The organism is Rahnella sp. PAMC25559 (genome assembly GCF_050632365.1).
GTDB lineage: Bacteria > Pseudomonadota > Gammaproteobacteria > Enterobacterales > Enterobacteriaceae > Rahnella > Rahnella rivi.
Genome location: NZ_CP192543.1, coordinates 3,370,991 through 3,390,595, shown reverse-complemented (window position 1 = coordinate 3,390,595; position 19,605 = coordinate 3,370,991). Strand labels below are relative to the sequence as shown.

The 19,605-nt window shown below is 54.6% G+C and carries 16 protein-coding genes; 15 read left to right on the top strand and 1 reads right to left on the bottom strand.

All coding sequences use genetic code 11. From position 1 onward, the window contains the following. The first annotated feature begins 9 nt into the window (after positions 1-9). The 15 genes from stbD (at position 10) to ACQZQY_RS16695 (ending at position 17,302) form a co-directional block, all read left to right on the top strand. A complete protein-coding gene (gene stbD, locus ACQZQY_RS16765) occupies positions 10-1,341 on the top strand; it encodes a fimbrial usher protein StbD (protein ID WP_217203525.1) in 1,332 nt (443 codons plus the stop codon). Then, the gene (locus ACQZQY_RS16760) at positions 1,307-2,044 is read left to right on the top strand and encodes a fimbria/pilus periplasmic chaperone (RefSeq protein ID WP_431296049.1); all 738 of its coding nucleotides are present in this window, start codon (positions 1,307-1,309) and stop codon (positions 2,042-2,044) included. Before stbD ends, ACQZQY_RS16760 begins: the two co-directional genes overlap by 35 nt. A 159-nt stretch (positions 2,045-2,203) precedes the next feature. Continuing rightward, positions 2,204-2,728, top strand: a complete 525-nt coding sequence (locus ACQZQY_RS16755) for a hypothetical protein (RefSeq protein ID WP_390972229.1) — start codon at positions 2,204-2,206, stop codon at positions 2,726-2,728. A 14-nt stretch (positions 2,729-2,742) separates the two neighbouring features. Next, positions 2,743-3,048 (top strand): hypothetical protein, encoded by a 306-nt coding sequence (locus ACQZQY_RS16750; RefSeq protein WP_122095163.1) that lies wholly within the window; start codon positions 2,743-2,745, stop codon positions 3,046-3,048. A gap of 104 nt (positions 3,049-3,152) precedes the next feature. Then, positions 3,153-4,865: an ABC transporter ATP-binding protein gene (locus ACQZQY_RS16745; RefSeq protein WP_056770194.1), complete on the top strand. Its 1,713-nt coding sequence runs from the start codon at positions 3,153-3,155 to the stop codon at positions 4,863-4,865. A 772-nt stretch (positions 4,866-5,637) separates the two neighbouring features. After that, positions 5,638-6,705 carry a porin gene (locus ACQZQY_RS16740; RefSeq protein WP_056770197.1) on the top strand — a complete coding sequence of 356 codons (1,068 nt, stop codon included), beginning with the start codon at positions 5,638-5,640 and terminating at the stop codon, positions 6,703-6,705. 284 nt (positions 6,706-6,989) lie between these two features. Further along, positions 6,990-8,000 (top strand): N-acetyltransferase DgcN, encoded by a 1,011-nt coding sequence (gene dgcN, locus ACQZQY_RS16735; RefSeq protein ID WP_431296048.1) that lies wholly within the window; start codon positions 6,990-6,992, stop codon positions 7,998-8,000. Beyond that, positions 8,000-8,965 (top strand): N-acetyl-D-Glu racemase DgcA, encoded by a 966-nt coding sequence (dgcA, locus tag ACQZQY_RS16730; protein ID WP_122095169.1) that lies wholly within the window; start codon positions 8,000-8,002, stop codon positions 8,963-8,965. Before dgcN ends, dgcA begins: the two co-directional genes overlap by 1 nt. A 30-nt stretch (positions 8,966-8,995) precedes the next feature. Next, positions 8,996-10,882, top strand: coding sequence for an ABC transporter ATP-binding protein (locus tag ACQZQY_RS16725; RefSeq protein WP_431296047.1), 1,887 nt, complete (start codon positions 8,996-8,998; stop codon positions 10,880-10,882). A gap of 40 nt (positions 10,883-10,922) precedes the next feature. Then, positions 10,923-12,485, top strand: a complete 1,563-nt coding sequence (locus ACQZQY_RS16720; RefSeq protein WP_122095171.1) for a glutathione ABC transporter substrate-binding protein — start codon at positions 10,923-10,925, stop codon at positions 12,483-12,485. Positions 12,486-12,561: 76 nt separating this feature from the next. Continuing rightward, positions 12,562-13,482, top strand: a complete 921-nt coding sequence (locus tag ACQZQY_RS16715) for an ABC transporter permease subunit (RefSeq protein ID WP_056770212.1) — start codon at positions 12,562-12,564, stop codon at positions 13,480-13,482. A 9-nt stretch (positions 13,483-13,491) separates the two neighbouring features. Further along, positions 13,492-14,403: an ABC transporter permease subunit gene (locus tag ACQZQY_RS16710; protein ID WP_056770214.1), complete on the top strand. Its 912-nt coding sequence runs from the start codon at positions 13,492-13,494 to the stop codon at positions 14,401-14,403. 34 nt (positions 14,404-14,437) lie between these two features. Next, a complete protein-coding gene (locus tag ACQZQY_RS16705) occupies positions 14,438-15,577 on the top strand; it encodes a P1 family peptidase (protein WP_431296046.1) in 1,140 nt (379 codons plus the stop codon). Next, on the top strand, positions 15,577-16,398 hold the full coding sequence (locus tag ACQZQY_RS16700) for a M55 family metallopeptidase (protein ID WP_183848188.1): 822 nt from the start codon (positions 15,577-15,579) through the stop codon (positions 16,396-16,398). Before ACQZQY_RS16705 ends, ACQZQY_RS16700 begins: the two co-directional genes overlap by 1 nt. A gap of 7 nt (positions 16,399-16,405) precedes the next feature. Next, a complete protein-coding gene (locus tag ACQZQY_RS16695) occupies positions 16,406-17,302 on the top strand; it encodes a LysR family transcriptional regulator (protein ID WP_056770220.1) in 897 nt (298 codons plus the stop codon). Positions 17,303-18,056: 754 nt separating this feature from the next. Here the strand turns inward: ACQZQY_RS16695 and phoA are convergent. After that, a complete protein-coding gene (phoA, locus tag ACQZQY_RS16690) occupies positions 18,057-19,481 on the bottom strand; it encodes an alkaline phosphatase (protein WP_183847263.1) in 1,425 nt (474 codons plus the stop codon). Positions 19,482-19,605 lie beyond the last annotated feature (124 nt).

Here is a 19,605-nt window from a genome sequence, read left to right as displayed (position 1 = left end):
TTAAGAAAAATGTCTAGTGTAAAAGGTCTTATAACTTCACTGATGCTTATGCTCCCTGTTGTATCTCATGCAACTTGTTCAAAGGTCACCAGTACTTCAGCATTATCTAGTGAGATTATTGCCGCGGGTTATACAGCAACAAGCTGGGTGGGCACGAGCCGCGGCACGGGTGGTAATATTGGTTTACCATCGGTTATCTCTATGAGTTCAGGCGACAGTTTTATGCCTGCCGGAACATTACTGGCCAGCTCGACGGCCAATTTTCTTACAGCAGCGGCAAGCACTGCGTTCACGGCAAATCAAATTCTTTATAAATGTGCCTTAGCCGATGCAGGTTCACTTTATGAATTTTATGCCACGCAATCCTATTCTGCACTCGCCGGTCTGAATGAAACGAGTGATATCGAAGGCGCATACCATACCTATTACAATGGTCTGGCAATAAGATTGACCAATTTAAAAACAGGTAATTATTTCAACGGTTACTGGCAGAAGCGGGAAATAACAGAAGACGAATATATCACTGACAGTACGTCAATCTATATACCTGCGAGTGCATTCAGCGATGTTTTTGTAGAAGTATTCAAAACGGCTTCCACCGTCTATACAAACAGTGCGGCTGCAGCATCTCGAAGTTATTACACTTGGGCCAACAATATGGCGTCCGGTTTTATTACTTTTGTAGGGCCTGGAATGAACGCATTAGTTGAGGGTAACTTAGAAGGTAATAACTATGCCGGATGGTCACCAAACTGGCCGGGTCAAATTGCGCTTTATAATGATGTCACCATTGTTAAAGGTGCGATGTGTTTGGTCAAGGATTATCCGACGGTCGTTCTGCTACCCACAATATCCACTGTTTTACTTAATAGCGGAGAATCAAGTCAAAACACTTTTGACATAAGTCTGAGTTGTGAAGATGGGGCTGTTTCCAGTGTGAGCCAGTCATCGACCTCATCCTCAAATGTTGCGATGGGTTTCTTAGTCAATCAGTCAACAGCGGTCACCGCCGCGACAACTCTGGGTCTGACCACAACCAGCGGGCTAACTCATTTACTGGACACTCATTACGGCAGTTCAGGTGTCGCTTCAGGGGTGGGAATTCGTATCTATGATGAAAGTGGTAATGCATTAAACCTGCTTTCGAGTAAAACGGCGACGACCGGAAATGCGGGCGGCTGGTACGCCTATAAAGATCTGACCACCAGTCAGGGCGATTCAACGGACGGTGTCACAACCTACACCGGAAATTTTACGGCGTCTCTGGAGGCAATCAGTGGCGAAACAGTTACGGCGGGGAGCGTCAATGCGCAGTTACAAGTGGTGGTCAGTTTTCAATAAAGTCACCGTTGCGGCGAGCATTATGCTCTGTTGCACGGCGTTTCACGCCAGCGCGGTGGTTAATGCGGAAAAGACCCGTGTGGTGTTCAATTCGGGAAGCATCGCCGAATCACTGTCATTAGTGAATTCCGAGAAAGAACCGGTGGTCGTGCAGGTCTGGACTGACAACGGTGACCCGACCATCAGCCCGGATCAGGTACATACGCCGGTTGTGATTAACCCGCCGGTATTCAAAATGAAACCGGGGGAGATCCGCAATATTCGCCTGCTGCTGGTGTCAGCAGGAGGTCTGCCGCAGGACCGTGAAAGTGTTTACTGGCTGAATATCTATCAGATCCCGCCAAATACCGAAACGCAGCATAAAGGTGAGAAAAAGATCGTACTGCCATTAAAAATCCGCATGAAAGTGTTTGTCAGGCCGGAAAAGATCGGTGAATTGCAGGAAAATGATGCGCAAAAATTGCAGTTCAGCATCGACCGTGAGTCGGGCAATAAAACACTGTTGATACAAAATCCGACGGCGTGGCACCTGACGCTTTCTTCGCTTCGCTCGGGAAAGACGGCGTTACCCGGTGTGATGGTGGCACCGTTTACTTCAGAGCGCGTGGACATTCCGGCAGATAAAACCCTGGCGGATAAAGTGGAGTATGACGTTATCAATGATAATGGCACGCGATGGCAGGGCAGCCAGAAATTAAAATAATCACCCACGCCTTTTTTATTCCAATGAGAAAAATGGCCTTATCATTTTATTGAAAATGATTAACCGGTTGATTGCGTCGCCCCTCTCTTGTGACTAATTTTTGATGGCACGGACAATGGAATACTGTCCGCCCTCTGAATCAGTCACAGGAGAGGCATTTTGAACTCAATCATTAAAGCCCGCGTCGCGATGTGTATTATCGTGATGACAATGGCCGGGTGTTCCACACATCAATACGATCCCACGTTAGATAATCAAATCACCGATTTTCAGCTAAAAGCTGACCGGCAGTTTGTTGCCTGGACCGCACAGGCAATGGCGGATAATCCACCGCCTGTTATCCCGGTGGTGGCCTGTCAGGCCGCGCCCGTGGCGGCAGGGCAGGCACTTTCGCTGATATCCGCCCCTTCAGAACCTGACAGTCAGTTTTTTAATTCCGCGGAAACGGATTTAACACTGATTGAATCACGCACTAAAACCTTAAATAACAACCCTGCGATTGATCAGCAGATGTTTGGGCTGCGAAATATCTTCTATCAGGTCCGTTATAAAAGGCAGCATTGTTCACAACAAGACTCTCCGGCATATATCAATATCCAGCGTAAACAGGTCAACGTGATTTTACAGTCAATGCTGACGTATCAGCTGGTATTAAAAAATGGCACAGGCACAGCGAATAAATAATAAAGGTGATAAAGATGAGTGATATTTTTGATGTAAAAGACAGTGCCATTGCGGCGGCAAAAGCTTCACTGGGGGCAAACTGGAATACGGTGGCAAACAGTGCCGTTCCGCAGATTGAAGCCCTGTTACAGGTGACATGGGAGATTGAAAAGGGCAAAAGCGATTTCCGCTCGGGGGAGTATGAGTCTTTGCTGGCGACTCAAAAATCCACCTTTGTGGCGGTGCTGACCACCTATGAAGCGATCACGACGGAGATCGCCTGGCAGGCGCTTAACGCGGCGTTTACCGTGATTCTGAGCGGCGTGCGCAAACTTCTGTGAAAACGGTCTTCAGGCGGGCAAGTCTAAAATTATCTTTATCGATAACTATTTTCATTTAGACTGACGGACTTGCCCGCTGCGGGCCGATTCTATGAGGATGCCTGATGCTCCGCCGTTTCTTCTCTTATTACGTTCCTTATAAAAAGCTGTTCTTCCTCGATTTCGGATGCGCCATTCTGGCCGGGCTGCTGGAGCTGGGCTTCCCGATGGCGATCAAAACCTTTATCGACAAACTTTTGCCTGCACATGACTGGGTGCTGATCATCGGTGCAACCGTCGGCTTGCTGCTGATTTATGTGATTAACACCTTGCTGATGGCGATCGTGAACTACTGGGGTCACGCGCTGGGCGTCGGGATTGAAACTGACATGCGTCGTCAGGCGTTCAGCCATTTACAGAAACTCTCTTTCCGTTATTACGACAATACCAAAACCGGGCACATCATCACTCACGTCACCAAAGATCTGGAAGAGGTGGGGGAGATCGCCCACCACGGCCCGGAAGATGTGTTTATCGCGGTGATGACCTTTATCGGCGCGTTCATTCTGATGGCGACCGTGCATGTGCAGCTGGCGCTGATGACCATCATTATTGTTCCGGCCATGACCTGGATGGTCAGCCGTTACGGCGCGCAGATGACAGACACCTGGCGGCGGCTGTTCGGGATGGTGGGTAATTTCAACGCACGTATAGAAGAAAGCATTGGTGGCATCCGGGTGGTGAAAGCGTTTGCCAATGAAGAGCACGAACAAAAGCTGTTCGCGTCGGATAACAACAACTACCGCATCACCAAGCTGAAAGCCTACAAAATCATGACTGCCAGCCTGACGCTGAGTTATCTCAGTACCCGCCTGGTGCAGATTATCGTGATGATCGCCGGCACCTGGTATGTGATTAACGATCAGCTGACCTATGGCGGATTTGTCGGGTTCCTGTTGCTGGTGGAAGTATTCTTCCGTCCGGTGGCGAAAATCAGTTCGGTACTGGAAAGCTATCCGAAAGGCATTGCCGGTTTTAAACGCTTTACGCAACTTATCGATACCGCCCCGGATATCGTGGATCGCCCCGGCGCGCAGAACGTCAGCCATCTGCGTGGCGACATTCATTACGACAACGTGACGTTTGGCTACACGCCCGCCGGAAAAATCCTCAATGGCATCACGCTTTCTATTAATGCCGGTGAGACGCTGGCGTTTGTCGGGCCGTCCGGCGCGGGGAAAACCACGCTGTGCTCGCTGTTGCCCCGCTTTTATGAGCTGGACAGCGGCAGCATCACCATCGATGGCATCGATATCCGCGACATGACGCAAACCTCGCTGCGCCATAACATCGGCATTGTGCAGCAGGACGTCTTCCTGTTTGGCGGCACAATCCGCGAGAACATTGCGTACGGCAAGCTCGATGCCAGCGAAGAGGAGATCCGCCTGGCCGCCAGCCGGGCGCGTTTAGATGAAGTCATCGGGGCGTTACCGCTGGGAATGGACACAGTGATCGGGGAGCGCGGCGTCAAACTCTCCGGCGGCCAGAAGCAGCGGCTGTCGATTGCGCGCATTTTCCTGAAGAATCCGCCGATCCTTATCCTTGATGAAGCAACGTCAGCACTGGATACCGCCACCGAACAGGCCATCCAGCAATCACTGGCTGAACTCTCTCAGGGGCGTACCACGCTGGTTATCGCTCACCGTCTGGCGACCATCCAGAATGCAGACCGTATTGTGGTGGTAGATAAAGAAGGGATCGTCGAGCAGGGCACGCATGAATCTCTGCTCTCACTTCAGGGGCGCTACGCCCAGCTTCACGCCGCACAGTTCCGTTGATTCCTGACGCCCTCCTCTCACGGGGAGGGCTGAAGTGGAGGATTCACCGCCACTTCACCAAAAATTTCTCCCCGAAAAACGCCCAAACCTCCATGCAACTCTCTGTGTTCTCCTATCGCCATTTTAAACAAAAGCCCGTTTTGAATATAAAATAACCCAGACGGGCATTTAGAAATAGGTGAGTTCGTTCAATTTAATCACCCGCGTAATTATATTTATCTTAAATTTGGTTTTAATTTAATCAGCGTTTTTATTAAAAATCCTAAAGGCCAAAAAAATGAGTAGTACAAAATTCTTATGGCTGCATTTTCTATTTTTTAGATAATGAAATTTCAATGAAAATAATTATCCTGCTATGCACTATTAAAAGGCAACAGGCACGATTTTTCAGATAATTCCTTAACGATTGTTAACAGAAAAAAACGTTTGAGAATGGTGATCTGGCTTGCAACTACTTTACAAACTCCGACCCTTTTTGCACCAAATTGATGCAGTGCACTGTGGTGGTGCAAAACGTTATGCGAAAACCGCATATAATCAGTGGGTTAGCGGCTTATGGTAGAAACATAATGTTACATCTCTTTACGTAAAAAAGACTCATATCGCCGAACTTTTCCATTTTAACTTTTTGTGCGCAGTGTTAAGGTTCAAGTCGTTTTACAGACAGACGCATCTAAAAACATGTACAAATACTCACAGCCTGATATTCCAGTCATATAAAAGAAAGCGGGCATGAGACATCCTTTATAAAAAAATCAAGGAAATTTAAATAATGATGAAGCGCAGTGTGCTGGCCTTAGCGGTCTCTTTAATTGCAGTGGGTTCAACCGCAAATGCAGCCGAGATTTATAATAAAGACGGTAATAAACTGGACCTCTACGGTCGCGTGACTGCCAAGCATTATTTCTCCGACGATAAGAGTTCTGACGGCGATTACACTTATGCGCGTCTGGGCTTCAAGGGTGAGACTCAAATTAACGATACACTGACCGGTTATGGCCAGTGGGAATATAACATTCAGGCTAACCACGCTGAATCTCAGGGCGACCTGGGCAACAAAACCCGTCTGGGCTTTGCGGGTCTGAAAGTGAAAGACTTCGGTTCCATCGACTACGGCCGTAACTACGGTGTGGTATATGACGCACTGGGCTTCACCGATATGCTGCCAGAGTTTGGTGGTGATACCGCTAACTCCGATAACTTCATGGTTGGCCGTTCTAACAGCCTCGCCACTTACCGTAACCAGGACTTCTTCGGTCTGGTCACCGGTCTGAACCTGGCCTTGCAGTACCAGGCTAAGAACGAAAACGACGGCCGCGCGTCCAACAAAGCGAACGGCGACGGTTACGGCGCATCCATCGATTATGAAGATATCGCAGGTTCAGGTATTGGCGCGGTTATCGCAGGTTCTTCCTCTGACCGTACCAATGCACAAGCTAACTCTGCCATCGGTGGCGGTGATAAAGCCTCTGCATGGGCAACGGCTCTGAAATACGATGCTAACCAGATTTATCTCTCTGCAATGTATAACGAAACCCGCAACCTGGCGTCTATCCCAGGCGGCTTCGCTAACAAAACTCAGGGTTATGAGTTAGTTGCACAGTACCAGTTTGAAAATGGTCTGCGTCCGTCAATCGGTTACGTGCAGTCCAAAGCGAAAGATGTTGAAGGCGTGGGCGATGCTGACCTGGTTAAATACTTCGAAATCGGCGCAACCTACTACTTCAACAAAAATATGTACACCTATGTTGACTACATGATCAACCAGATCGATGACAACAACAAACTGAGCGTAAGCTCTGATGACATCGTTGCTGTAGCACTGACTTACCGCTTCTAAGTTAGTGGACAAAATTATTACCCCATTCTGTGTCTGAAAAAGGTAATCGCAAAGGCAGAGTTCATTGGCTCTGCCTTTTTTTATGCCTGCAATTCCCCGTTTTGTCTGTCAGCCTCTCCGGCTAAGCCACTTTTAATAACCACTTTAAATTCAATAAAATAAGCCTATAGCCTCAGGTTATACCCCCTCGCCAAACAAGTATTCGTCACCCGTGTCTGCGCATGGAATAGTCTGTGCACGCACCACCAAAACACATTCTAAAAAATCTCAACGGAGAAACTGACATGCAGCAAATACCGATGCCGTACCTGTTATTCCTGGGCGATGTGATGGATCCGCTGGCCGCGAAAACAGCGCGCGGCATTCACGTCTGGCGTCCTGAATCTTGCGTCGGACAAATTCGTCTGGCGACGGACTCGGTGTCCCTCGGATTACCGGAAATGGATATCGCCACCGCGAAAGCGCAGGGCGCGAAAACCATGGTGCTGGGCACGGCCAACTCCGGCGGAAAACTGCCTAAACACTGGATCGATTCCATCAAAACGGCGATCCGCGCCGGGATGAACGTCGCGAACGGTCTGCATCAGGGGCTCAATGATATTCCTGAACTGGTCGAACTGGCGGCAGAACACCATGTTGAGCTGTTCGACGTGCGCCATATGCGCCCTGAACTGGACACCGGCACCGGCATCCCACGCAGTGGTAAACGCATTCTGACCGTGGGGACAGACTGCTCGGTCGGCAAAATGTACACCTCACTGGCGCTGGAATCCGCCATGCGCGAGCTGGATCTGAACGCTGATTTTCGTGCCACCGGCCAGACCGGGATCCTGGTGGCCGGTGCAGGCATTGCGATTGACGCAGTGATTGCCGATTTCATCTCCGGCGCGGTGGAGCTGTTAGCCCCCGCCAACGACGACAATCACTGGGACATCATCGAAGGTCAGGGCTCGCTGTATCACCCGTCTTTTGCCGGTGTCAGCATGGGCCTGATCCATGGCGCGCAGGCCCATTTATTAGTGATGTGTCATGAACTGGGCCGCCCGCACATGCGCCATCTGCCGCACCAGTTTATGCCGACGCTGCGTCAGTGCCTCGACACCAACCTCGCCGCAGCCCGCCTCACCAGCCCGGACGTCAGGCTCGCCGGTTTCTCCCTGAATACATCCGGTGTGAGTGAAGAAGAAGCCATCGCGGCGTTGGCTGACATCAGCGAAGAATTTGGCGTACCGGCCACCGATCCGGTGCGTTTTGGCATCAAAAATATCGCGCAATGGATCAGGGACAACGGCTGATGACTGAGATGAGTTTTGGTGCCGTGGAGTTACCGCTGGCAAAACCTTTTGTGATTTCCCGCGGCACCCGCACCGCCGTTACCGTGGTGCGGGTCACGCTGACCGACGGCGAATTCAGCGCCACCGGTGAATGCACGCCGACGGCGCATTATCAGGAATCAGCCGACAGCGTGGGTGAACAACTTGCCTTTATCCGCCCGCAGGTTGAGCAGGGTCTGAGCCGCGACGCACTGCAACAGGCGTTACCGGCCGGTTCCGCGCGCAATGCCCTTGATTGTGCAATGTGGCGTCTCGATGCGGCAAAACAGGGCAAGAGCGTCTGGCAACTGCTGGATATGCCGGCACCGGTATCAGTGATCACCGCAGAAACGCTGAGTCTGGATACGCGGGAAAACATGGCTGCCGCGGCCGCCGTGGCGGTCGCCGGTGGTGCGAAATTGCTGAAAATCAAACTCGACCGTGACGAGATCGTCGAAAAAGTGGCGGCCATCCGTGCGGCGGCACCGCAGGCGACGCTGGTGGTGGATGCCAACGAATCCTGGCTGGGTCTGGATCTCGAAAGCCTGTTTCTGGCACTGCACGAATTTGGCGTTGCGATGATCGAACAACCGCTGCCTGCCGGAAATGATCAGGATCTGGTGCGTTGTTTGCATCCTGTACCTGTCTGCGCCGACGAGAGCTGCCATGTCAGCGCGGATATTGCCGGGCTGGCGGATCGTTACGAGATGATCAACATCAAGCTCGACAAATGCGGTGGCCTGACGGAAGCGCTGGCGATGACCGCGCAGGCGCGGCACCTCGGCCTGCGCATCATGGTCGGTTGTATGCTCGGTTCCTCGTTGGCGATGGAAGCCGCGCTGCCGGTGGCGGTGCAGGCTGAGCGTGTCGATCTCGATGGCCCGATCTGGCTGGCGCAGGACGCCGAACCGGCATTGCGCTACGAGAACGGCGAAGTCTGGCTTTAACAGTTCAACTTATAAAGGAGGCGTTTATTGATGACAGTGCCCATTTTGCAGATTAACGATTTGTCGGTGACGTTTTCCGGCCGGCAAGGCAAAACGCAGGCGCTGAAAGGCGTTTCCTTCTCTATTAATAAAGGTGAAGTGGTGGCGGTGGTCGGCGAAAGCGGCTCCGGTAAATCCGTCACGTCCCTGAGCGTGATGGGATTACTGCCGGATTCGGCGCACATCGACGCAGGCAGCATCGATTTTATTGGCCGTAATGGCACGCGCCATGCGCTGACCGCATTGTCTGCAGAAGCGCGCCGAAAACTGCGCGGTCAGGAAATGTCGATGATCTTCCAGGAACCGATGACCTCGCTCAATCCGGTGCTGCGCGTCGGCGATCAGCTGACAGAGGGCTTACTCGATCACGGCATGGCGACCAAAGCCAATGCGCTGATCAAAGCCCGCGAACTGCTGAAACAGGTACGCATTCCGGACGTCGAACGCATTCTCAAATGTTATCCCCATGAACTCTCTGGCGGTATGCGCCAGCGGGTGATGATTGCCCAGGCACTGGCCTGCGACCCGGCATTGCTGATTGCGGATGAACCCACTACCGCCCTCGACGTCACCGTGCAGGCGCGCATTCTGCAAATTCTGCGTGATCTGCAACAGGGCACGGATATGTCGGTTCTGTTCATTACGCACGATATGGGCGTGGTGGCGGAAATCGCCGATCGCGTGGTGGTGATGTATCAGGGCAAGGTGGTGGAGCAGGGCAGCGTGACCGAGATTTTCGCCAACGCGCAGCATCCTTATACCCGCGCATTGCTCGCCGCCGTGCCAAAACTGGGCGATATGCAGGGGCTGAAATGGCCGCGCCGTTTCCCGTTGCTGAGTACGCAGGCAGGTGCCGTCATGACGGCTAAAAATGTGGCAGAAAAGCAATCGGTTGCAGGTGATGAGCCTCACACTTTACTGGCTGATGACGACCAGAAGACTGCCAATTACGATGCACCGCCTCTCCTCGACGTGCGCGGACTGCGCGTCTGCTACCCGATCCGCTCCGGCGTGCTCTCGCGCATTACCAAAGAAGTTCACGCCGTTGAACAGATCGATTTCTCCATCTGGCCGGGGGAAACGCTGGCGCTGGTGGGTGAGAGCGGTTGCGGTAAATCCACCACCGGACGCGCAATTTTGCGGCTGGTCGGCAGCGAATCCGAAAGCATTCATCTTCAGGGCAAAGAAATCACCCTGATGCGCGACACGCCGTTTCAGGCGGTGCGCCGTCAGATTCAGATGGTATTTCAGGATCCGTACGCCTCGCTTAATCCGCGTCTGACCGTCGGATTTTCCATTGCCGAACCCTTGCTGCTGCACGGCCTGAAAAAATCGCTGGCCGAAGCCACCCCGACGGTAAACCAGTTGCTGAAAAGCGTCGGGCTGGATCCCTCGTTTGCCCGGCGTTACCCCCACGAATTCTCCGGAGGGCAGCGTCAGCGTATTGCTATCGCCCGCGCGATGGCGCTGCAACCGCAGGTGATCATTGCGGATGAAGCGGTGTCCGCGCTGGATGTATCGATTCAGGCGCAGGTGGTCAATCTGATGATGGATCTGCAGCGCGATACCGGCGTGGCCTGGCTGTTTATTTCCCACGATATGGCGGTGGTGGAACGCATCGCCAACCGTGTGGCGGTGATGTACAGCGGCCAGATTGTTGAGATTGGGCCACGGGATTCTGTGTTTAGCAATCCTCAACATGCATACACCCGACGCCTGCTCAGTTCCGTGCCGGTGGCGGATCCGACGCAGCGCGCGTTACGTCAGTTTGACGACGTGGAAGTGAAATCGCCGGTGCATCCTGCCGGTGTACAGATAGAAAAACTCAGGTACAGCCAGGTTTCCCCGCATCACTGGGTGGCGGAACCGCAGGCATAACGATCTTTCTTTTCTTTTTTGCAACACACAGGAGAAGTACATGCATTCGACATTTCTTGGTAACACCCGGGTTTTCCGTAAAACGCTGATGGCTGCCGGTCTGGTGCTGTGTTTCGGCGCTACGGCTGAGGCGAAAGACCTGCGCATTTCCATGTATGCCGACGTGACCGGTTTTGATCCGCACGACACCACGGATACGCTGAGCTATTCCATTCAGAGCGGTATTTTTGAACGCTTATTCCAGTTCGACAGCAAAATGGCCGTCGTGCCGGTGCTGGCGACGGATTACACCAGCAACAGCGATGCCACCGAGTTTACGATCAACCTGCGTCACGACGTGACCTTCCAGGACGGTACGCCGTTCAACGCAGAGGCGGTGAAAATCAACCTCGACCGTCTGGCGGATCCGGCCAATCATCTCAAACGTAACTCGCTGTTCAGCATGATCAAATCCGTAGACGTGGTGACGCCTTATCAGGTCAGGATCACCCTGAATAAACCCTTTGGCGCGATGATCAACACCCTGGCGCATCCGTCTGCGGTGATGCACAGCCCGGCGTCGCTGAAACAGTATCCGAACGAGCAGGATCTGAGTGTTCATCCGGTCGGCACCGGTCCGTTTAAGTTTGTGGAATGGCAGCAGGGCAAAGACGTCAAGCTGGTGAAATACGACAACTACTGGCAGAAAGGCTGGCCGAAAGTCGATTCCGTGACGCTGTACCCGACGCCGGAAGATTCCACGCAGGTGGCGAAACTGAAATCCGGCGGTGTGGAAGCCGTTTATCCGCTGCCGTCCGATCTGGTGGACACCGTGAAGAGCGATCCTAAGCTGGATATTTCGCAAAATCCGGGCATCTACCTGTATTACATCGCCTTTAATACGCAGAAAAAAGAGTTCTCCGACGTGCGTGTCCGTCAGGCGATCAACTATGCCGTTGACCGTAACCTGTGGCTGAAAGTCGGGTTCGCCGGCATGGGGTCGCCTTCAACGTCGCCGTTACCGAAAAACGTTCAGTTCTACCAGAAGCAAAACACGCCGGATTACAGCTACAACATCGCCAAAGCCAAAGCGCTGATGAAAGAGGCCGGTTATGAGAAGGGCTTCGATGTGGAAATGTGGAGCTCGAACAAAACCGACCGTATCCGCAGTGCGCAGTTCCTGAAACAGCAGCTGTCGCTGATTGGCGTGCGGGTGAAACTGGTGCCGATGGATTCCGGTTCGCTCAACCAGCGTCTGTGGAGCACCCCGAAACCGGCGGATGCCAAAGTGGAAATGTATTACGGCGCCTGGTCGGCGTCGACCGGTGATGCAGACTGGGCGCTGCGCCCGCTGTTTGCCACCGAATCCTGGATCCCGTCGGCGTATAACGTCTCTTATTACAGCAACAAGCAGGTGGATGCGGCGATCACCGCCGGCCTGCAAACCGCTGACATCGCAAAACGTCAGGCCGCTTATGCGGATGCGCAGAAATTGCTGTGGGCTGATGCCCCGGTGGCTTTCCTTGGCGTGCCGGACAATCTGGTCGGAAAGAGCAAAGATCTGACTGGCGTCTACATGCTTGCTGACGGTTCGCTGATCTTTAATCAGGCACAGTTTAAGTAATTCTTTTAATTAACTCTCTCCCCTGCAAAGGGGAGGAGTAAGCACTTCTCCCATTCAGATTCAGGGAAACGTATTTATGCTGACCTATTTTATCCGCCGGATACTGGAAATGATCCCCGTTTTACTGGTGGTGTCGTTACTGGTGTTTGGCTTTATCAAGCTGCTGCCGGGTGACCCTGCGCGTATTTACGCCGGACAGGATGCGCCGATCGAGGCGGTTGAGTCAGCGCGACAACTGCTTGGCCTCAACGATCCTTTGCCCGCGCAGTACTGGCACTGGCTCGATGGCATGGTGCACGGCGATCTGGGCACGACTTACCGCACGCGCCAGCCGGTGTTAAACGTGATTCAAAGTGGGTTTATGCCAACGCTGCTGCTGGCGCTGGCGGGCTTCGCATGGTCTGTCGTGCTGGGGCTGGTGATTGGCGTGGTGTCCGCACTCAAGCGCGGAAAATGGCAGGACTGGACGCTGATGAGTATGGCCGTCGGCGGGATTTCCATGCCGCCGTTCTGGCTCGGGTTGCTGCTGATCCAGTTTGTCGCCATGCCGTTCGGGCTCTTCGCGGTCAGCGGATTTAACCAGCCGACTGACATCATATTACCGGCGATCACCCTCGGTTCTTCGGTGGCGGCGGTGATGGCGCGCTTTACCCGTTCGGCGTTTCTCGACGTGGCGCAGGAAGATTATGTGCGCACCGCCAGGGCAAAAGGCTTGCGTGCGCGGCTGGTGACCTGGAAACACATCATGCGCAACGCGCTGATCCCGATCATCACCATGCTCGGTTTGCAGTTCGGTTTTTTGCTCGGCGGCTCGATCATTGTCGAAAGCGTGTTCAGCTGGCCGGGATTAGGCTGGCTGCTGATCGAATCCATCAAAACGCAGGATCAGCCGGTGATTCAGGCGCTGGTGATGCTGTTCGTGTTTGAATTTATTCTGATAAATCTGCTGGTTGACCTGCTGTATGCCGTGGTCAACCCCGCTATCCGTCTGCGTTAGGAGCTGCACATGACCGAACCCGTCTCTGTGCTGGAAGAAACCACACCGGCTGCGGTTATCGCGCATAACGACGATATCCGTTCACCGTGGTACGACTTTTTTCACACGTTTTTACGCCACCCGATGGCGCTGGTTTCCGGCGGATTTATTCTGCTGCTGGTGTTGGTGGCCGTGTTCGCGCCGTGGCTGGCGCCTTATGATCCGATGACGCCGGACTGGATGGCGCTCGGCGTCGGGCCGACGGCGGAACACTGGTTCGGCACCGATGATCTGGGCCGCGATGTGCTCAGCCGCATCATTTTTGGTGCGCGGATTTCACTTTACGTCGGTATTTTCTCGGTCACGCTTGGCATGATCGCCGGGGTATTGCTGGGGTTGCTGGCGGGCTATTATGGCAAATGGCTCGATATGCTGATCATGCGCGGCTCGGACGTACTGTTCGCCTTTCCGGGCATGTTGCTGGCGATTGCGGTGGTGGCGATCCTCGGCCCCGGTCTGAATAACGTGATTATTGCGGTTGCGGTGTTCAGCGTGCCGGTATTTGCCCGCATCGTGCGCGCCGCCACATTATCGATAAAACAAAGTGCTTACGTCGAAGCGGTTCGCTGCGTCGGCGCGCCGGACAGGGTGGTCATTTTGCGCCACATTCTGCCGGGCACGCTGTCGAATGTGATTGTCTATTTCACCATGCGCATCGGAACCAGTATTCTGACGGCGGCCAGCCTGAGCTTTATCGGGCTTGGCCCGGAACCGGACGTCCCTGAGTGGGGCAATATTCTGGCAATGAGCCGCAATATGATGATGGCGGGAAAATGGAACGTCAGCGTTTTCCCCGGGCTTGCGATATTTCTCACAGTCCTGGCATTTAATCTGCTCGGCGACGCGCTGCGCGATACGCTGGATCCTAAACTGAAGAAATAGTAAAACTGACTTAACCCGCTGAATTGGAAGAGTGATGCATCCGCAAGCCCCTGAACATGATGAATTCACGCAACAGGCGCTGGCCGCGTTGCTGCACCGCTGGCGCACCACGCGCCAGATTTTTCGCCCGCGATATGCATGCGGCGCCACCAACGCGATCACTGACGTTGACGGCGTGACCGTCGGTCACAGCACGCTGGCAGCGGGAAACGTGCAGACCGGCGTCACCGCGATTGTGCCGCCGGGGGACACGCTTTATCAGCATCCGCTGCCCTGTGGCGTGGCGGTGCTCAACGGATTTGCCAAACCGATGGGGCTGATTCAGCTGATGGAGCTGGGCGAGCTGCAAACCCCGATCCTGCTCAGTAACACTTTTGCCACCGGTGCGATATTCAACGCGATGATCGCCCGCAGCTGCCAGCAATTTCCGCAGATTGGCCGCCCGGATGCGACCATCAATCCGGTGATCCTCGAGTGCAATGACTTCTACCTCAACGACATTCAGGCCATGGCGGTGTGTGAAGATGACGCGTTAACGGCCATCGACAGCGCGACTACGTCTTTCGCCCGTGGCAGCGTCGGTGCCGGGCGCGGCATGAGCAGTTTCGGCCTTAAAGGTGGGGTTGGCACGGCTTCCCGCTGGTGCGAAGAACTGAATGCCACGTTGGGCGTTCTGGTGCTGGCGAACTTTGGCAAACTCTCAGAACTGACGCTCGACGGTGTACGGGCAGGCGAGGCGATCGCGCAGGTTTTACCGCAACTTGCCCCGCAGGTTGACGCCGGTTCGGTGATCATCATCATGGCCTGCGACCGCTATCTCGACAGCCGGCAGCTCTCGCGCATCGCCAAACGCGCCGGTGCCGGTTTAGGTCGCCTTGGCAGTTACTGGGGGCACGGCTCGGGGGATATCGCGTTGGCTTTTTCAACTCGGCGTGACGGTGTCACGTTATCCGACGGTGCGCTGGAACCGCTGCTGGCGATGGCCGCGGACGCCACCGAGCACGCGATCATTGATGCCTTACTGAGCGCAGAAACGGTCTGCGGATTCGACGGACATTACCGGCTGGGGTTAAGTGACGTATTAGATAATCTGGCGAACTCGCCTGGCGCCTTCCCCTCTCACGAGGAGAACGTCGGGGGAGTCTGGTCACCCAACCAAATAGGGAACGAATGATGAAAGTATTTATCTCTGCAGACATTGAAGGGATCGCGGGCGTGATGCGCCCTGAACAATGCAGCCCCGGCAATGCGGATTACGACGCCGCCCGTGCGCTGATGGAAGGGGAAGTCAACGCCGCCATTGACGGTGCCTTTGCCGGTGGCGCGATGGAAGTGACGGTCGCCGACAGCCACGCGATGATGCAAAACCTGCGCGCCGATAAAATCGACCCGCGCGCCCGTCTGGTGCAGGGTAAACCGCGCGGCCTGTCGATGGTCGAAGGGCTGCAACAGCAGCAATACGATGGTCTGATGTTTGTCGGTTTTCACACCGCTGCGGGCGAAAACGGCGTACTGGCGCACACCATCAATGGCCGCGCTTTTTACCGCGTCAAACTTAACGGCAACGTAGTCGGCGAAAGTGATTTATACGCCGCCGCCGGGGCTGAACTGGGCGTCCCGCTGTGGCTGGTGACCGGCGATGACCATCTCGAGACCTGGATCCGCAACCATTACCCGGAATCGCAGTACGTCTGCGTGAAACGTGCGATTTCAGCGAACGCTGCCGAATCAGACAGCCCGTCCATCGCCTGCGCAAAAATCCGCAAACAGGCGACGATTGCCGTCAGCAAACCCGCGCCCCTCACCGCCGGGCGTTTCAGCGCGCCGTATCATCTCGAACTGATGACGGCCAGACCGGTACTGGCGGATTTATTCTGCCTGATCCCCGGCGTTGAGCGTCTTGATGCGGTGACCGTCGGTTATCACAGCCCGACGGTTGCCAACATTATCAGCCTGTTAAGTGCCTTCTCGTACTTAGCGACCACGCAGAAATAGGGCCGTAATGCGCTTACGCCACATTGAAGTGTTTCAGGCGGTTTTACAGGCGGGCAGCGTCAGCGGCGCGGCGCGTCTGCTCAACGTCTCGCAGCCCAACGTCAGCCGGGTACTCAATCACGCCGAACAGCAACTGGGTTTCACGCTGTTCGACCGCACACCGCAGGGGCTGATTGTGACACCGGAAGGCCGCAGGCTGATGCCGGAAGTGGAGGCATTGTTCAGCCATATTCAGGCCATCGGCGCACTGGCGGAACAACTGCGGCAGGGCGAAGGCCAGCACGTGCGTATCGGCTCGGCGCACGCCCTGGGCCACAGCGTGATGGCGCCGGTGCTGGTGGATTTTCGCCGCCAGACACCGGGCGGCAGTGTCGAACTGGTGACCGGGCATTTCAATACGCTGAGCCAGGATTTGCTGCAATACAAAATGGATTTCGCGCTGGCCTTCGGCGAACCCGCGACACAGGAGCTGGTTTCCGAGTCGATTTATCAGGCCAACATGGTGGCGCTTTTACCGAAGGATTCCCCGGTCGAAGGCCCCGTTTCGCTGGCGTGGCTGTGTGAAAACGAATTACTGATGCTGCAACAGCAGGATCCGCTCGGGCTGGTGCTCAACCGCGTCCTGCGCGAAAACGGCCTGACCCCGCAATCTTCGCTGCACATAAAAACCTACTCAGTGATCGCCGACATGGTGCTGGCCGGTGGCGGCGTCGGCGTGGTCGATACTTTTACCGCCCGGCGATATGTAGACCAGCTGAAGATCTGCGAAGTGCTCGAACCGCTGCCGTTTGAAGTGATCCTGCTCAACCGCCGCGACCAGCCGGTATCCCAGGCCGCGCTGAAGCTTAAGCAGCTGATTCGCAGGAAATTATGGGAGTTGGGGAATAGCGGGGTGTTGTCGTAGGTTGATACTGTGGGGAGCTACCCACACTGGCCTTAAGGTTAAGGTCAAGTTCAAGTTCAATGTCGTGGGCGTCGGCCCACACCGACTTGGGGGGCGGCATATCGCCGCCGCCCCCCAAGACCCCCCGGGCTCTTTTACTTCGCGCTGCCGCTCGCAGGCTATGTTTCAGACACTCCTCCTATTGCCGCAAAATCCCGCCGCTTCGCGGTCCCCTCCGCTCGGGTTACAACCCGCGCAAACAGACGCGCGGTTTTCCACCACTCCCTCCGGCGTGATTTTTGAGCGCGGCCACTGGCTATGTCATTCAAAAGATCATAGAGACTTAAGTTTTGAATTAAAAAGTCGAAAACGGTGCCACTCCTTCCGGCGTGATTTTCTGTGCGGCCACTGGCATTTCAAAATCAAAGGAAATGTGTTTGGTTTTGCTTCACATAGCCTTTGGCCGCGCTCAAAACGACGTCGAATGAAGGGTGAGAAACCGCGAGGGTGTTTTTCCGAGCGGGTTCGAACCTGAAATGAGAGGACCGCGTAGCGGCGGCGTTTGCGGCAATAGCCGGAGCCGCTGGAATATAGCCAGCGAGCGGCAGCGCGCAGTGAAAGAGCCTGGGATTCTTAAGGGGGGCGGCGATAAGCCCCCCTTAAGGCCCGTTTGGGCGGCGAGCCCAAGGTTTTGACCTTAAGGCCGGTGTGGGTGGCAACCCACGGTCTTGACGTTGAAACTCAGCCCGCGCCCCTAACCCCTACCGTTCTAATCTCATTGAATCCCCATTGCTCCCTTCATGGTGAAGAAAAGATCAGTCTGATCGGTCAGGCCCACCACATTCCCTGCGTGCGGACCGAACGCGGCAACGCGCAGTTGTGTGCCGGTGTGACCCTGGGAATCGTCTTCTGAGTTGCCGTAACTGATGGTCATCGGTGCGCCATCTTTCGTGGTCAGCGTTTGTGTCAGACCCGGCGCTTTGGCGTCGGTTTCGATGATCTGGCTGGAATGGGCGTGGTCGGCGGTGACGATAACCAGCGTGTTGCCGTCCTGACGGGCGAACTCCAGCGCTTTTTGCACGGCTTCGTCTAAATCAACGGTTTCACCAAACTGACCGCACGGGTTCGCGGCGTGATCCTGTTTATCAATCGATGCGCCTTCAACCTGCAGGAAGAAACCCTTTTCATTGGTTTTCAGCAGATCGATGGCTTTTTCGGTCATGGCAGCAAGCGTCGGGATATCCGCCGTTCGCTGCGGGTTGGCTTCGCAGGTGACGGCAGGTTTATCAATGTTGCCGTGATACGAGGCTTTCGGACCCTGCCAGCGTACCGGCATGTTGCCTTCGGAGAACAGGCCGAGCACCGGTTTTTTCTGGTCGGCTTGCGTTACCGCGCTGAGCTCACCGGCGTTTTCCACCCACACATATCCTTGCGCCAGCGCCTGATCTTTCAACGATTTGCCCTGGAAATCACCGGCTTTGGCCAGCTGGCTGAAGGATTTTCTGCCGCCACCCAGCGTCACATCGGCGCGCGTCTGCAATAACTGTTCGGTGATGGAACCGCGGCCACCGTTTTCCAGCGCGTTAGTGGCGCATTTCTCAGTGGTTTCTTGCGGACCGTAACATTTACGGGAGGTGACGTGGGCGATTTGTGCGGCCGGGGTGGCGTCCTGTAATTCGGCGGTCGACACGTTGCCGGTGGCTTTTCCGGCGGCTTTCGCAATTTCAAGGATTGTCTGGTGATCTTTACCGTTTACATCCACGCCAATCGCGCCGTTATAGCTTTTCACGCCGGTGGACCATGCGGTGGCTGAAGCGGCAGAGTCGGTGACGTAGTCAGGTTTTTGCGTTTTCTTATCGAGAGAATAATGGGTGTACTGGCCGGTCAGCGGCAGGGCGTCGATGCCTTTGAAATAACCGCCTGCGCCTTCCGCGTAATTTCGCGCCGAGGTGATTTCAGAATCACCCATGCCGTCGCCTATCAGCAAAATAACGTTTTTGACCGTTTTGTCAGAAAGCGAGGCTTTCAGCGCGGCCGTCTGATCACCGCTGAGACGGCGTGCGCCCCCTTGTTCGGTCAGGACACCTTTTGCCGCACGGTCGGTCAGTACGCTGTTTTCATCAGCGAAAGAACCGGCAGAAGCGGAAAGCAGCAGGGCGGCAGCGATGGCGCGGGCGAGCAGAGATACAGGTTGTTGCATTGTCAAAACTCCTTTTAATAAAGCGAAAGAAATACAAATACACAGTTTGATTTATTTTGTTACTGGCAGGGTAAGTCAGAGGGATGACGGATTTATGACAGAGGAGACAGATGTTGTAGCTTGC